At 45.1% G+C, this 15,823-nt stretch carries 8 protein-coding genes, 1 tRNA gene and 1 pseudogene; 3 read left to right on the top strand and 7 right to left on the bottom strand.

The window, feature by feature from the left end; all coding sequences use genetic code 11:
• Positions 1-54: 54 nt before the first annotated feature.
• The 3 genes from AB1E22_RS15270 to folD form a co-directional block, all read right to left on the bottom strand.
• A complete protein-coding gene (locus AB1E22_RS15270) occupies positions 55-1,554 on the bottom strand; it encodes a PTS transporter subunit EIIC (protein WP_367596085.1) in 1,500 nt (499 codons plus the stop codon).
• Between the two features lie 299 nt (positions 1,555-1,853).
• A complete protein-coding gene (ybcJ, locus tag AB1E22_RS15265) occupies positions 1,854-2,066 on the bottom strand; it encodes a ribosome-associated protein YbcJ (protein WP_367596083.1) in 213 nt (70 codons plus the stop codon).
• 1 nt (position 2,067) lies between these two features.
• Positions 2,068-2,934 (bottom strand): bifunctional methylenetetrahydrofolate dehydrogenase/methenyltetrahydrofolate cyclohydrolase FolD, encoded by an 867-nt coding sequence (gene folD, locus AB1E22_RS15260; protein ID WP_367596082.1) that lies wholly within the window; start codon positions 2,932-2,934, stop codon positions 2,068-2,070.
• A gap of 199 nt (positions 2,935-3,133) precedes the next feature.
• On the opposite strand from folD, the gene AB1E22_RS15255 reads away from it, so the two are divergent.
• From AB1E22_RS15255 to AB1E22_RS15245, 3 genes and pseudogenes are all read left to right on the top strand, one after another.
• Positions 3,134-3,210 (top strand) — tRNA-Arg (locus tag AB1E22_RS15255).
• A 173-nt stretch (positions 3,211-3,383) separates the two neighbouring features.
• Positions 3,384-4,579 (top strand): annotated as a pseudogene (locus tag AB1E22_RS15250) (tyrosine-type recombinase/integrase).
• A 464-nt stretch (positions 4,580-5,043) separates the two neighbouring features.
• Entirely contained in the window at positions 5,044-9,618 is a 4,575-nt protein-coding gene (locus AB1E22_RS15245) for an AAA family ATPase (protein WP_367596081.1), read from the top strand.
• A 452-nt stretch (positions 9,619-10,070) separates the two neighbouring features.
• Here the strand turns inward: AB1E22_RS15245 and AB1E22_RS15240 are convergent, their stop codons facing one another.
• The 4 genes from AB1E22_RS15240 to AB1E22_RS15225 all read right to left on the bottom strand — a co-directional run bounded on the left by AB1E22_RS15240 (position 10,071) and on the right by AB1E22_RS15225 (position 15,730).
• Complete coding sequence (locus AB1E22_RS15240) at positions 10,071-10,532, bottom strand: hypothetical protein (RefSeq protein WP_367596080.1); 462 nt, start codon at positions 10,530-10,532, stop codon at positions 10,071-10,073.
• 121 nt (positions 10,533-10,653) lie between these two features.
• Positions 10,654-14,463, bottom strand: coding sequence for an SIR2 family protein (locus AB1E22_RS15235; RefSeq protein WP_367596079.1), 3,810 nt, complete (start codon positions 14,461-14,463; stop codon positions 10,654-10,656).
• 375 nt (positions 14,464-14,838) lie between these two features.
• Complete coding sequence (locus AB1E22_RS15230; protein WP_367596078.1) at positions 14,839-15,045, bottom strand: helix-turn-helix transcriptional regulator; 207 nt, start codon at positions 15,043-15,045, stop codon at positions 14,839-14,841.
• 106 nt (positions 15,046-15,151) lie between these two features.
• Entirely contained in the window at positions 15,152-15,730 is a 579-nt protein-coding gene (locus AB1E22_RS15225; RefSeq protein WP_367596077.1) for a YagK/YfjJ domain-containing protein, read from the bottom strand.
• Positions 15,731-15,823: the final 93 nt, after the last annotated feature.

Raw genomic sequence — 15,823 nt, 5'->3', positions numbered from 1 at the left:
GGAGGCTGAGTCCTTTGCCTATCTCCGCGATAGCATTTGCGTTACAGCGCCGATCTATTTGCCAATCATTGTCGACATAGTCTGGGCAATGAACTGCGCGCGGGCTCCAAAGATAACCTGAATCCCCGAATCACCGACAAACACCACGCCACGTGCGCCGAGGCTGTTCAGGCCGTCTTTATCCACCTGGTCGCTTTTTTCCACTTCAAGGCGCAGACGCGTAATACACGATCCGACGGAGTTAATATTCTCCGCGCCACCCAGCAGGCCAATAATGTCCCCGGCCAGTTCGGTATCGGTTTTATCGTTAGCATTAGCAGTCACATCTGCACGGCCCGGCGTTTTCACATCAAATCGGCGAATCACGTAGCGGAAAGTGAAGTAGTAGATAAGCCCCATTGGCACGCCAACAATCACCGCAGACAGGAAGTTGGTCTGGTACCCGTTGAACGAAGGCAAAATACCAAACGAAATGTAGTCAATCATCCCTGCAGAGAATGACTTGGCGATGTGCGCATGCAGCAGATACATACACATATAAGACAGGCCAGCCATAATCGCGTTGAATACATAAAGAATCGGCGCAACAAAGATAAAGGTAAACTCAACCGGCTCGGTGATACCCGTCAGGAAACAGGTCAGCGCCGCAGAGAACAGAATACCGGAGGCGATTTTCTTATTTTTAGTGTTGGCTTCGTGATACATCGCCAGACACGCCGCGGGCAGCGCAAATAACATCAGCGGAAATTCGCCCTGCATAAACTTCCCGGCGTTCTGGTAGCTGTCGCTGCTGAAGGATTTCACGCCCTCTTCCAGCATTTTGAACCAGATAGTTTGGTCGCCATGAATGACCTGGCCCGCGCTGGTTGTATATTCACCAAACGAATACCAGAACGAGGGGTACCAGATATGGTGCAGACCCAATGGAATCAACGCGCGTTCAACAAGGCCGAAGATAAAGGTCGATACCGCCTGATTATCACCATTCACAATGACCGACAGCGAATCAATACCCGACTGGATATATGACCAAACCCACGGCAGCGCCATTCCCAGCAGGAACGATAAGAAAGCCGTGGCGATGGCGACAAAACGCTTACCTGAGAAGAAACCGAGAAATTCAGGCAGTTGCATGGTGTGGAATTTGTTATAGCACCACGCCGCCAGAATGCCGGAAATCAAGCCGCCGAATACCCCCATCTGCAACGTCGGTATCCCGACCACCATGGCGTATTTTCCGCCTGCCGCCGCCATTTCAGGCGTAATATTCAGCACTGTGCCGATAGTGATGTTGATGATAAACACCGACACCGCCGCCGATAGCGCCGCAATACCTGATTCAGCCGCTAATCCCACAGCCGAACCAATCGCAAACAGCATTGGCAGGTTATCGAAAATCACCCCACCAGCGTTCATCATTAACGGTAAATGGAATTTATCCCCGAAGGCCAGTAACAGACCCGCAGCGGGTAATAAAGAGATAGGCAGCATTAGTGCGCGGCCTATCATCGACAACTTTGATAACGATTTTGTAACGCTTGATAAAAGACTCATAGACAATCCCCCGGTGTTGACGCTGCCATCGCGTTTTCTGAATTTACGCGTTTTAATGGTAGGTAGAACGTTCTAGTAGAACGTTCTACCTATACTGACGAAACGTTTTTAGCCGGGCAACTAAAATCTAAGTTGTAGCCATACTGTTATCGAATATTTGAAGTTGCGCAGGTTTTGACCTGCAATTTATAGGGGAATGGATTGCGGTTAATGCGAAAAATGTAGGACGAATAAGATTGCGCCATCCACCAATATGGATGCGCTCCCACCCTGGCAGAACGCAGGGTGGGAAAGTGCTATTACGCTTGAACCGTAATGCTCAAACTTTCAAAACTCACCGTCTGACCGGCAACAATTTTGCAGCGTTTACGTGTTTCAACAACGCCGTCTACTTTTACCAGCCCTTCGGCAATCACCGCTTTCGCCTGCGCACCGCTCTCGCACCAGCCTTCGAGCTTTAACAGGTCGCATAATTCAACATGCGGGTGTTTACCTAATGAGAAGGTCTCCATATTACTCTCCATCGACATCATGATATTCCTCGCAAGCCTGCAAGGTATTCTGGATAAGAGTGGCGACGGTCATTGGGCCAACGCCACCCGGAACCGGCGTAATATACGAGGCTTTGGCTGCAGCTTCATCATAATTTACGTCGCCGACGACTTTGCCGCTCTCAAGACGGTTAATACCCACGTCTACGACAATCGCCCCTTCCTTGATCCACTCGCCTGGAATAAAGCCCGGTTTACCCACCGCGACGATAACCAGATCGGCGTTCTCAACGTGTTGACGCAGGTTTTTGGTGAAACGGTGCGTGACTGTTGTTGTGCAGCCAGCCAGCAGTAATTCCATGCTCATTGGGCGGCCAACAATATTAGACGCGCCAATCACCACGGCATTAAGGCCATAAGTGTCGATATTGTAACGCTCAAGCAGCGTAACGATGCCGCGCGGTGTACAAGGGCGCAGACGCGGCGAACGCTGGCACAAGCGGCCCACGTTATACGGATGGAAACCGTCCACGTCTTTATCCGGATCAATGCGCTCAAGAACTTTCACATTGTCGATACCTGCCGGGAGCGGCAACTGCACGAGGATACCGTCAATTTCGTTATCGGCATTGAGCGTGTCGATAAGCTCAAGTAATTCTGCTTCAGAGGTGGAATCGGGCAAATCGTATGAGCGAGAAATAAAACCCACTTCTTCGCAAGCCTTACGTTTGCTACCGACATAAATTTGCGATGCCGGGTTCTCGCCAACCAGCACAACGGCGAGTCCTGGGGCACGTTTTCCAGCGGCAATTCGGGCTCTTACTTTTTCAGCAACTTCAAGCCGTACCTGCTGCGCAATCGTTTTACCGTCAATAATCTTTGCTGCCATCAGTCAGATGATTCCGTCTGTAATCGAAAAGGGAGGGGATTGTTTCTATTTTGTCAGAACAGCGGCTCGCTGTCAGGCATTGTTAAGCCTTTATGCTCATTTGTCGCGCAGGTGATTGAAAAGCCATTGACTAGAAAGGTACTGACCGTATAATCCGAGCGTTCCGAAAACGTGGTACGATACAAAAAGCACTTTCAGTGCGCCCTTAGCTCAGTTGGATAGAGCAACGGCCTTCTAAGCCGTAGGTCACAGGTTCGAGCCCTGTAGGGCGTACCATTTTCAAGTCAACACACCTCTACTGAATTCGCTTTTTCTCCTTTATACTCCCTGAAATCACTGGATTTTTCTGTCCCGAGCTCTACTGTGGTCAACTCAGTTATACCCAAATCAAGTGGTATCTGGGGGTCTTTGAGGGGGCTCATCTCGTTCAATGGAAATTAGAGGCCCCTATGCCACTAAATGCGCGACAGATAGAAACTGCAAAACCCAAAGAAAAAGAATACAAGCTCACTGATGGAGGTGGCCTGTATCTTTTAGTAAAACCTAATGGTGCGAAGTACTGGCGCTTTAAGTATCGTGTTTTGGGGAAAGAGAAAAAACTCTCCATCGGTGTTTACCCTGATATCTCTCTGGCCGATGCCCGGCTCAAGCGCGAAGAAGCTCGCAAGATTGTTGCTTTAGGCGGCGATCCGAGCGAAGAGAAAAAAGCTGAAAAATTGGCTCAGAAGGCAAATGTAGAAAATACCTTCAAAGCTATCGCGCTTGAATGGCATGAGTACAAACGACCGAACTGGTCAAAAGGCTATGCCGAAGATCTGATGGAAGCATTTGAAAACGATATCTTCCCGGATATCGGTAAGCGCCCAATAGCTGAAATTGAACCATTGGAAGGGTTAACAACTCTGCGTAAGTTAGAAAAACGTGGTGTGCTCGATAAATTGCGAAAAATTCGTCAGGCCTGCAAACAAGTATGCAACTACGCCATTGTTACAGGCAGAGCTAAAACCAACCCATTTTCTGAACTCGCAAGTGCGCTTAAAGCACCTAAGTCAACAAACTACCCTCACCTACTAGCTGATGAACTACCTGCTTTCTTACAAGCACTCGCTTCATATTCAGGTAGCCCAATAACCAGGTTAGCAACGAAGATTCTGATGTTAACTGGTGTTCGTACCGTTGAGTTGCGTATGGCCGAATGGAAAGAGTTTGATTTTGATAAGCGAGTTTGGGAAGTGCCTGTCGAAAGGATGAAGATGCGCCGCCCTCACCTTGTGCCACTATCTGATCAAGTTGTGACAGCACTGCGAGAGATCCAGGCAGTTACTGGCCGTTATAACCTGGTATTTCCTGGACGTAACGACATCACTAAACCAATGAGCGAAGCGAGTATCAATCAGGTATTAAAGAGGATCGGTTATCACGGGAAGGCTACGGGACACGGCTTTAGACACACGATGAGTACTATCCTGCACGAACAAGGCTATAACACGGCCTGGATCGAATTACAGTGGCTCATGTGGATAAAAATACCATTCGTGGCACGTATAACCATGCACAGTATCTTGAGCAGCGTAGGGATATGTTGCAGTGGTATGGGGATTTTATCGATACTATTACGAAACCCAAGTTAAAGAATGTTTCATAGTAGGGTAAGACACATTGGCCGTATAGATGGCTGATGTGCATGCAAAAAATTATTAGCTAGAACGCGAATTACCGTGCACAAAAATCTGTCCCCTAACGGAGCTAAATTTTAGAGCTGCAGATGGGGATGGGGACAGAAAAGAAATGCGTTCTAGCGGTAATTAGGCGCTTCATCTCGCTTATGGCGTTGTATACATTACGTGTATAGGATCAATTACAAAAATGATGGAAGCGATTGGTTGAAGCCATTCCATCCCACTCCTTGAGAGCAACAGGTCACATAGCTCTTCAAAGTAGCTAAGTATTCGACCTGAATTACTCCCAAGAATGCGAGTCTGCATTTAAAGAGAGCATACTTTACTCTCTGACACAGTTGCAGAGGGGCGAATATCATGCCCACAACTTTTGGCGACGCTAATGCGTATGGATTAGGAGGAATGAATCCCCTCCGGAAGGGAATAATTTATGAGTATTGCAGGCATACGCTCCAACCGTGGCGATGGATACCAGACTCTGGTAGCTTTCTATTGGGCATTAAAAGTATTGTCCGATCAAGACTTTCAATGGATTGAGGTCGACTCGATAAGCTATTCCGTAGATGATGTGGTTGTTGGTAAGGTAGACGGTGATTTGATCGCCTGTCAGTGCAAAAAAAATCAAACAGACTTTAAGTCCTGGAGCATAGCCGACCTTGGCGATGAGCTTGATAAAGCCTTCTATCTGCTGGCTAATAACCCGAATGTTAACGTCCGCTTCTACTCGCGAAGTAACTTTGGCGACCTTGCAAAACTCAAAGAACATAGTTTATCCCAACCAGATGAAAGTAGTTACATACAAAGTTTAGGGAAAGCGCAACAGGTTCTGGACAAAACCTTGTCGAAACGACTAGCGAAAGCTGCTCCCAGCCTTTCAACGTTTAAATTTCTGCATCGAACCAATTTTGTTACCAGTGATGATTTAGATCAGATGGAAGAATTGCTGCGCGAACGCTTACGAAACTTGGTCAGTAATCCAGACCACGCATTCAATGCTCTATGGATGAATCTCGACCGGCTAGGCGCACGGATGGATGGCAATCACTTATCTACTGCGGCGCAGCATCGCTTAACCAAAGACGACCTTCGAGCCATTATTCAACAGGCCGGCTCAATACTGGTTCCACCAATGGATCTCACCAACATACGTCATTCTTTTTCTAGTACTTCTGCTATTGGTAGGTCATGGCGGCGAGATATTGCGGGGCTACGCATTACTAGCCCAACCTTGGATGAACTGCTTGCCGCTATTGATGCCAAAAAAGGCTCCATCCTGCTCACTGGTCTCCCTGGCTCAGGAAAAACCTGTGTGATGCTTGAATTGCAGGAGACATTGGAAGAAAGAGTAAAAACTGGCTCAAATATTGTGCCTTTATTTATTCAGTCGCGTGAGTTCGCCGACCATATAACATCAGAAGAACGTCAGGCCCAGGGTTTATCGCAACAATGGGTTGAGGAAACTGCAAGGCTAGCTGAAGACGCACATGTAATAGTAGTAATTGATTCTTTGGATGTATTGTCCATTGCCCGTGAGCATCGTGTATTACAGTATTTCCTTGCCCAGATCGACCGTCTGCTATTGATCCCCAACCTCACCGTTGTTACCGCGTGTCGTGACTTCGATAGACATTACGACAGACGGATTGCTGAAAGACATTGGGGTTGTGAATTAAAGTGCCAGCAATTGGACTGGGACACAGAGGTTGCACTATTACTCGATACGCTGGGGATTGCGAGTTCTGATATTGATGCTGTCACCCGCGATCTGATACGCAATCCGCGTGAGTTGGCATTATTTGTCGAACTAGCTCTTCGAGGAGGTAATTTCAATGTGGTGACCAGCCAAGAACTTGCTCAACGGTATATAAATACTGTGGTGCTTGCCGAAAGAGAGTTAGGTGATATTGCTATACAAGCAATTGAGGCTATAGCCTTCGAAATGTTGCAATTGCGAAGTTTGGTTGTGCCACATCAACGCTTTCCTGCCTCTCAGGACATTCAGCGGAAACTATGTAGTCTCAACGTATTACAGGAGACTCAGGATGGGAAGCTGACCTTTGGACATCAAACTCTACTGGATGTGCTTGTTATTAGCCGAGCCATACGTCATCGCGTCACGCTGAATGAGTTCATTCGCGGTTTTCCGCCAGTTCCATTTGTACGTCCGAGTATCCGCAGTTTTATTGCACATTTGTTACTAGGTGACCGTCGTGAATTCAGAAAACAACTCAGAACAGTGTTGGCGAGTGACGCTGCTTTCCATGTCAGGCGTCTGGTCGCTGAATCATTTGCCGAACAGAAGCCACACGATGATGACTGGTCTTTGATCCGAGATTTACGCGAAAATCACCGCGATGTTTTTCAGGTGATTTATGCCACAGGCAGCTCTATTGAATGGCATCATTTCTGGATAAACTTCCTGGTACCTAATTTAATAGCCGCCAGGGATGTAGAAGGCCTAAGGATGCATGTTCATCGAATTGCTCAATGGAGTAATGATGATACTGCAGGGGTGCTGTCGTTCTGGACGGAAGTTCTCGCGCTGGATTGGTTTGATGGGGATGGAGTTGCAGACCAATTAGCGAGATACTTATCAGAAATTAAGCTAGGAAGCATAGTACTTGTCGTTCCATTGCTCGAAAGGCTGCTTGCAATGCCACGATCTGAGCACAGTTCTCTTGGCAAGATCATCGCTAGCTGTGTGGCTGCTGGAGTAATGGACGATGTTTTGCTCTGGCATTATATAACGGACAATATCAGTGATAAGGATTTACTGGAATATAGATTAAACCGCAAGTTGCGTTGCAACACTTATGAATTCGGAAATCAAAATGAGAACTTTATCCGGTTACGCATGGAACAATCCAGTGAGCTACTAGATTTAGCCTTAGAGTCAATCGAACTCTGGAGTAAAGTGCGTGCATCACGTTACGATAAACCCTGTTTAGGTTATAGGCATGGATTCCTAAGCGAGACTTCCTACGAAACTTCTCATAGTAAGCGGGGTATGCACTACCAAGATAGTATGAGCACCCTATTTAATGGAGTTGAAAGTACTATTCTCCTTCATGCAAAAGCCCACTCGGTTTGGTGGCAAAAAAACTGTGAGCACCTTTGTTTCAATCATGAAGGTGCATTGCTGTACTTTGGCATTCTTGCGTGCACTACATCACCTAAACATAATATTAAACTAATAGGTCGCATGTTGTGCGACCGGAATATTCTAGAGTTTGAGCTTTCATATGAAATAGGTGAATTGATACAGTCAGCATTTAATTTACTATCTGATCCGATACAAAATGCGGTAATGGAAACTATTTTGACTGTGAGGAATGAATATGTTTCCAATGAATCCAGCCAGTGGAAATGGAAAGCGCAAGCAGAGTTTATTGTGCCGATCCCTTGCCACCTTCGTTCCTCTGAATTGCAAAAGGTATTAGATGAATATGAAAAAATATACGGGGCGTTTCTACGTCAACCTAATATTCGCTCATGGGGTGGTCTGGTCGCAGCACCATTTTCATATGATGTTTTTCTAACTATCAGTAATAGCGGAATAATAAAGCTTTTAACACATTATGATGGCTATACTCGCTGGGATCGCGATGATTTTCTTGTTGGAGGAGAAGAACAGGTTGGGAGGCAGTTAGGTGAGGCGTCTTCCCGTCAGCCTTCCCGATTCTTAGGCTTATTGACTGATTGTTGGCTAAACATACCTTCAAAATTTCGTGATGACATCATGAGCGGAGTCGTTACTTATCTGGCCCATCGTTATGGCAATTTAGGGACTAACGGAATATGGAATCCACTCGAAGAGCCTGATGCGATCCTTCTTGCCGATCAGATCCTTGAGGAACTTGAAAGACATCCAATGCAATGGCGATACAACGACTATTCAGCCAAAGCGCTTGAAGCCTGCGCCAATGTCATACAAGACCAACAAACGGCAGAACGACTAATATTTCTAGCTATAGGTTTTGCAGGACTTGATGAGGCCAATCCAATTGAAAGTGATTCCGTCGATTTGATCACTATAGGCATCAATATGGCGAAAGGGGATGTTACCAATGCGTTGATGATTTTAGCTAATAAATTCCTGGAACAAGGTAATACTCTACCGACATTGTTGGTACCAGCATTACGGCGCTTTGCTAGCGATGCTCATCCAGCTATTCGCGCCTTGATCTTACAACGTTTACCATTTATGCAATATAAGTCTTTCGATCTAGGTTGGGACTTGTTCCATATAGCCATGAACGATACTCATGGGCTTTGGAAAATCGCCGAGCGAAGTCTGTATTACGCTTATCACACTCATTTTGATACAGTAAAACCTTTATTATCGGACATCTATAATGAGGGAGATAATGAAGACTTTGAAACATGGGGACGTATTTCAGCTTTATCAGCCTTGGCCGGAAATATCGATTTTGATGAATTGATTAAGGACTTAAATAGCCTAGATAGAACAGAAGCCTGGCATGGCGCAACTACCGTTTGGACAAACGGTGAAAATATTCGACAGCATCGCAAACAGTGTATGGATGGCATTCAAACGGGTTTAAATGCAAGTAATCAGCATGCACTGGGAGTTGCGAAGCAATTAGATCATATTTTCGACGACAGTAGAGATATTATTTTTATACCGTTAGAAATTGTGGCTCGCTGTTTTTCAGTTTTTAAAAATGATAATAGTAGTGAGGGTAAAAAACATCAATTTTTCAGATTTCATGAATGGTTGAACGCAATTTCACAGCATGAGCCAGAACAAGCCTTAGCAGCCACAGAAATTTATCTATCCTATGTCCGGCATAGTAAACAGCACCTATACGATCATAATGATAGCCTTACTCAATTAATGACTCGCCTTTTTGCGGAAGCAGAAGAGCACGAGGAGTCTGATCATGGTGCAATGCTACAACGAGTTGTGTCATTACAAGACATACTACTTTCAATGGGCGTTGATGGCGTCAACGACTGGTTAAAAGCCGCGGAGCGGCCATGATTGCTCATAAATTTTAATATTCAGTATTGTATATTGATCACGGGTAACAAACGGACGCACTTAAGGAATAAGTGCACTGACATGCTCCCCTTTGTATATACTCCTGCATGGCCGTAGATATAACAGGCGAATTCAAAAATAATTAGCTCCTTCGATTTTATTCGCTGTAGCTAATCTAGATACTTAGAATATTTAATGTTTAGCTATGAAGCCAACTTACTGCTTATAACCGCACTAAATAGTGAATATGAATTAAACTATTTTCACCCGCTGGGCCTATAATTATGGACTAACGGACATTTCGGTGTTCACTTCCTTCCTTTTAGGGAATTGCTGTTCGAATAAACTGCAGCGCCACCGGGTTTAAATGTGTACAGAATATTTCAGTTCACTATTTTTCAAACAGAGTTTTTAATTCAAACCGTAATTTAAGCATTACAACGATCCAAAATTTAGAAGCGGAAGCGTTTAGATGTTTTGTTAATGCTTTCAAGGATCTCTATTGTATCATGGCCCGCTCCATTGGCATCTAAAGCACGAAGCAAGTGTGCGTATTCCCCTCTTAGACTTGTTGCAAAAATACCCGGATCATCTGACCCGATAGCAACAGAGGTTAGGCCAAAACTTCGCCCATATCCTAACCAACCGACAGCATGATGTTCATTATAGGATTGATGAATACTGATCCGCACATTACTACTAGGTAGGGTCTCGATAGCAACACGCCGCTCTTGTAATAACCCAAGAGTTGCCGATTGAAGAGCTTCCAAAACCTCAAGATCTAAAATATCAGTCTCACGTGTAATCAATGGGGAGCAGGTCAAATCAAGCTGTTTGAAAGCCTCTCTGTGCAGTACTCTATCGATATTATCGAAACATTCTGCCCCATTCACATTCAGATCAATAATGCGCATTTCCCCCTTAACAGACTTATTAATTTTTTATTGTTTATAATAGAAAGTCTCAAAAACCATGTGACTACAATGGGTTTACTCGAATACACACCCCAATGCTGTGCTCTGTTTTTAATACCCCCTAATTTTTCTCAACAAGCTCAATAAGCCGTAAGTATCGAGAATCCTTGATTAGACTTGGTTCTACCTCTTCAATTAGGCCGAGTATCTTCTGTAACTCGTATGGCGGTCGTGTGAACCTCTGTGGTGTTATCCTATCCATTAGATCAAGAGTCGCTGCAGGAAAAAGCATGGCAATTGGCTTTTCACTACCAAACTCTCGAGTGAAACGGTACAACTGGTGATCAAATGTCTCGATTGGCACCAAGAGTGTTTTTACTGCATTGTAGACCACCGGAAAATTGTCGCCAGTATCGTCAAGTAGGCCAATCCACGCCTTTACCGAAGTCGTTGTCCTATATCGACGTTCTTTGGGCCAGTCCTCTCTGATTAATGGAATCACATACTTATCCCAACCGCTCTCGTTTTTCTGCCCAACCAGACCCAACCAGGAAATAAAACGATTTCTAGCCTCATCAGATATTGAGCGCAAAACAAAACGCATTTCATTTCCAGAAGGGCTACATAGCTCCTCAGGATGGAACATTCTCATTAAACCAAGCCATTGCGAGGCTCGAACTGAAAAATCTTTCTCCCAAGAAAGATTTTTGATCCAAGGTATAAGGTTAAGAAAACCAGGCTTGATAAGCTTAGCTACTGCAACTGAAGGCATACCATCACTATGAAGATAACCATTCCATGCTGGTTCTGCAGCTGGATGCTTAAAATCCAAAATCGGTATAAGCCTTTCTTTTGTCCAAGTAGGATCAACAAACATTAGCCAATTTAGATTGCGAGCCGTTATAGCTATAGCGTGGTCCGCACCTTCTCCGGGCGCTGTAAAGAAACTCTCAATGCGAGACTTAATGGAATCTGGAATAAGCGAACCAGCTTTCGCTTCTTCTCCAGATATTGCTCGAAAAAGGGCTTGGGTAAACTTACCTACAGGACCATTGATTGCATGTTCGTACGTGCGCCTCGACTGTATAATAACCTCTCCATTCCGGAAAATTTCTCCGAAACCACTTTCCGTAGCATTAATCCCACCACCCAGTATGCCTTCGACAACATGATCATAGACAGCCCAAGCGAGACCATCATCAAACTTAATCGTCATAACTAAGTTTTGTTCAAGCCAACTACTTAATACATGTCGTAGTTCGACTAAAGCTGTCGATGGTAACCGCGTTATGCGATTAAGGAACACTCGTCTCAGCCTTGGTTTAATCCCTGCAGGTAATTCGCTTATCATTGGAGACCAGAATTCTTTAGGGTAATCGCCATTTTTCGCCGCAATCGTAAGTGCAGCCAATGCTTTACGTGGATTTTCTTTGATCAAACCAACAAAGGGACGTCTCCTCGTAAATTGGTAATCCTGCCGCTGTAGCGCCTCTTTTGCTTTTGGGATTATCTTGTTTAGAGGAAGGTCTAAAACTAAATCAGTTTTTTCGTCCGTACCGACCCAGCCCGAGCGGGTACCCCAACTGACGACCACAGAGGTAGCCCAGCCGTCATGCCAATCAGGAATTGTTTGGATCATCGCAGTGAGGCGCTCACTATAAATTGATTTTAGTTCGCAGCCTTGTAGTTCGAGATAACGAGCGTATCTAGCAGCTAACACCTCCCTTTCTTTTAGGAGTTCTTCCTCAGACAGGTAAGGCAATTGATAAGGATCTGTCAGAATGAGCTCGATAATTCGGCTCTGCTCCTCTTCTGAGAACTCTTTCCAACGATCTGTCAGCAGAAAAAGAAGTTCTCGGGTAACATTTTTATCCCAAAATCCATTTGGCTCCAAAGACAAAACTTCTTCGGCAACACGATCAGCCCTAAAGACGGCTGTTTTACTAAATGCATACAGTCTAAGTTTTCGGAAGAAAAACGGCTCTGTTACTGGCCAAGTAGTGACATGTGCTTTAGCCAATTCTGGCCACTTCACCGCTACACGCTCAAAAAGCGGGACAAACCATGTCAATACATCAGCACCTTTGGCGAAATATTCTTCCCCTTCCACAGCTCGCCCCGGATAACAGCTTGGCGTTGGGAAGTAAAAAGTCTCAATATCCTCCAGCAATCCTGAAGCAATGAGTAATTGCTCTTCCAGGATACTAAATACATGTCGTAACACATTATCAGGCACGTCCAAGTCGTCGTCATGTCTTTCAGTGAACACAACTTCGAAATGACCTAATTCGCTGAATTGAATCTCTTCCCAAGATCCGCTTGGCGGTCTGACTTCTCCCAAGCCATATGGCGATTTCATCTCTAACCGTGGTGTCATAACTCTACGAAACTCACGTAGAACACCAGCTGTCCAGCCCTGAGTATTAATTCGAGCTTTCAAGTCATACCAGTCGACGTCATATCGACGATTACGAGGATCTTTATGATGTTCTAGAATTAAGCTCCAAAGATGACGAGCACGTTTGTGGGTCAATCCTGAAAACTCAATGTTATGCTCAATCTTTTGCAGCAGTAGTGGATGAAGACCATTTTTTCGCATAGCCCACCAAGCCATTACCGGGCTATCAAGGGATTCGCTAAACCAAGTCATGAGATGACCCAGCCTTCTAGGGATTGTTTCAAAACTCCCAGCCAAGCGATGGTAATCTGACGGATTATCGTCTTCATCACGCCATTCAAGGAGATTATCGTTACTCACTCCACGCTTGCGTTCATCGTCAGATATATCCTGCAGATCATCATCGATTCCATAAGCTTTTTGCGGATCGAAAATCTCTGCATCGTTATCGGCAAACTCGTTATGTCTTTTCTTCTGTTTAGCTGATCGAATATTCGCATCCATAACGCAAAGCCATTCTGGATGCGGACGTGGAACAGCTTCAGAGAATAATCTCGCACCTTGTACTGTGCGCAGTACATGAACAACTTGACCACGTTCATACGGTGCCAGAATTTTCGGGTCCTGCCTGCTTTTGGCGATCACTGAAGCTCGCCATCGACGCGGATCATCTGCTCGTTCAGCCCATGCTTCCATACTCTTCCAGAGCAACGGATGATCGGAATAGGCTATGGCAGTAACGCCTCTATCACGCCATTTGGCTTCGATCTCTTCAGGAAGTCCACAATCAAATGCATAAATTCTGGAACGATCATACTGACCATCATGATTGAGACCCTGAAGGAGGTATTTAACTGGTGGGTCTTCTGCCTGGTAGCCCACCAGAACAACAATATATCGCTCAAGAAGAAGCTTGATAAAGTTGGTTGCCCATCCTTCTGAAAGGTAAGCGCGTCCAAAGTCTGCACTGCTCAGCACATAAGGATGGCTTACAGAGTCTTCATCGACCAGACGACCATGAAGATACGTAATTCCCTCAATTGACGAACCGAAATTTAGATCTGGAAAAGCAGGCGGTACATATAGGGCTAGGTCATCTTGCCCTTGGTCAACTTCGAATAGTCGGTCAAAGTTAGTCGTGACAATCTGTGGAACTCCACTCTGATTTGAGGAGATTCGTTTGATAAGGGCATGTTCGCGTCCAACCACTCTTTCAGAACAGAAAACACTTAGGCGCTTTGTTACTAAGGCATTAACTTCATCCTTGCCATATTCAAGATGAAGTAAATTGAAAATTTGGTCTAGAGGGACATTCGCCGAAGATTGGTCGTGAAGCCACGGGAGAAATGCAGCCATAATTTCTGAGTCGTGTGGCGGGTCAAAGTATTCAATTACGTACTGAGTGAGGTCTACAAAGGTTGGCATCCCAGAAGGTAACGAAACCCCTGCACCACATAGAAATACGACTCTACCTGCATCACAGCGTTCTAAGAGAATGTCTGGTACAACAGGACCTTCGGCATGGAATCTCATGAGCTCAACTTATCAAGACGCTAATTGATTATTCTATTTTACTATTTTCACAGATATGATGAATGCTGAATAATATAAATTCTTTTTAATTTCAGTGATATACATCAAAAGAAATGAAAAATAATTCAGCTTTTTAAATTTCAAGAAGTCCTGAAAATAGTTCAGAGTTACGGGCCACTGACAAGAGATGCATTGCCACAAGCAAAGTACAAACTTAACCAACGCTGATAGTTGTCCAGCAAACTGCCATATCGCATCTTTGTCTCTTTCAGAGCGAATAATCCCTGAATAGTGAATGACAGGCAGCCGCAAACCTCCGCAATGATCGGATAAGCAGTCTGCCAGTCAGGATAGTTGGTTGATAAGGTAAGGTGCTTATTTGCGGGAGTCGTCAATACGTTCTTGCAGCCAGTATTCGACTTCACTTTGCTTCCAGCGAGAACTACGACCCAGCTTAATCGGCTTTGGAAATAAACCGTCTTTGATCAACTTATAAAACCACTTATCCGTCAGGCCCGTGAATCTGGTAATGAACTGCATGTCCACCAATTGGTCATCAAGCAGAGAAATTTGAGTTGTCATTGTCTGTATTCCATTGGGGTGTTGACCTGAGCGGGTGGTTGATTGCCTGTAACCACCAGCCCTTCCACATCAATGGGGTGATATGTAAAAAAGTGCAGAACCCAATTTACAGAGGTCTGGGTCGCCCCAGTCCGCTTGGCGCTGGTACCTCATTGCTACCGTGGTAATAACAATCGTGCTTTTGCTCCTCTTTAGCCAAATAGCTGATGATGTATCGCAGTCCCTTAATAGCTTCGGCATCATCGTAATTTACGGGCTTATCAATATTGGCCGTATAAGTGGGTTTAAACGTGCATCGGTTGTAATATCCTTCCTGTTCCGTTATTTCTCGCCATATTGCTCCGATGCGTTCGGCTATTGGGTATGTAGCCTGATTAATGTGCCTGTCGAGATAGAAAACGATATGGGCATGACAGCCATGGTCGTAAGTACTTTCCAGTACCCAGAAATATCCTGTCAGGTTTGAGCCTTGCATAATTCTTTCCACCAGAATGCGCACTTCACGTTCAGTTTCTTTCCAGGAGTGGTGGTTGAAGCGGCCTGAACCTTTCTGATAGAAAAGATCGATTCTTAATGCCTGTATTCGGGAATAGCGGGCCAGTAACTGATTAAGGTGATCATTGAGAAGAGACAACAGAAACCAGTTCATCTTATATCTGGCAATATAAGGGTACGGGGTATTCATTTTTTATCCTTTGTGAGGTGGTGTACAAAGGATGGGGATACGTTGTAATTTTTAAGTGGAAAGTATTTCCCCTGTGGGAGATACTCGTTAAGG

Origin of the sequence: Buttiauxella gaviniae (genome assembly GCF_040786275.1) — a bacterium.
Classification (GTDB): Bacteria; Pseudomonadota; Gammaproteobacteria; order Enterobacterales; family Enterobacteriaceae; genus Buttiauxella; species Buttiauxella gaviniae_A.
Note: the sequence above shows the minus strand (reverse complement) of the source record. Positions and strands in the feature narration are given on the sequence as shown.

Excerpts from the sequence above, each read along its gene's own strand:
- ybcJ (WP_367596083.1), bottom strand. The coding sequence starts at position 2,066 with ATGGAGACCTTCTCATTAGGTAAACACCCGCATGTTGAATTATGCGAC.
- AB1E22_RS15225 (WP_367596077.1), bottom strand. The coding sequence starts at position 15,730 with ATGAATACCCCGTACCCTTATATTGCCAGATATAAGATGAACTGGTTT.
- AB1E22_RS15235 (WP_367596079.1), bottom strand. The coding sequence starts at position 14,463 with ATGAGATTCCATGCCGAAGGTCCTGTTGTACCAGACATTCTCTTAGAA.
- AB1E22_RS15245 (WP_367596081.1), top strand. The coding sequence starts at position 5,044 with ATGAGTATTGCAGGCATACGCTCCAACCGTGGCGATGGATACCAGACT.
- folD (WP_367596082.1), bottom strand. The coding sequence starts at position 2,934 with ATGGCAGCAAAGATTATTGACGGTAAAACGATTGCGCAGCAGGTACGG.
- AB1E22_RS15270 (WP_367596085.1), bottom strand. The coding sequence starts at position 1,554 with ATGAGTCTTTTATCAAGCGTTACAAAATCGTTATCAAAGTTGTCGATG.
- AB1E22_RS15240 (WP_367596080.1), bottom strand. The coding sequence starts at position 10,532 with ATGCGCATTATTGATCTGAATGTGAATGGGGCAGAATGTTTCGATAAT.
- AB1E22_RS15230 (WP_367596078.1), bottom strand. The coding sequence starts at position 15,045 with ATGACAACTCAAATTTCTCTGCTTGATGACCAATTGGTGGACATGCAG.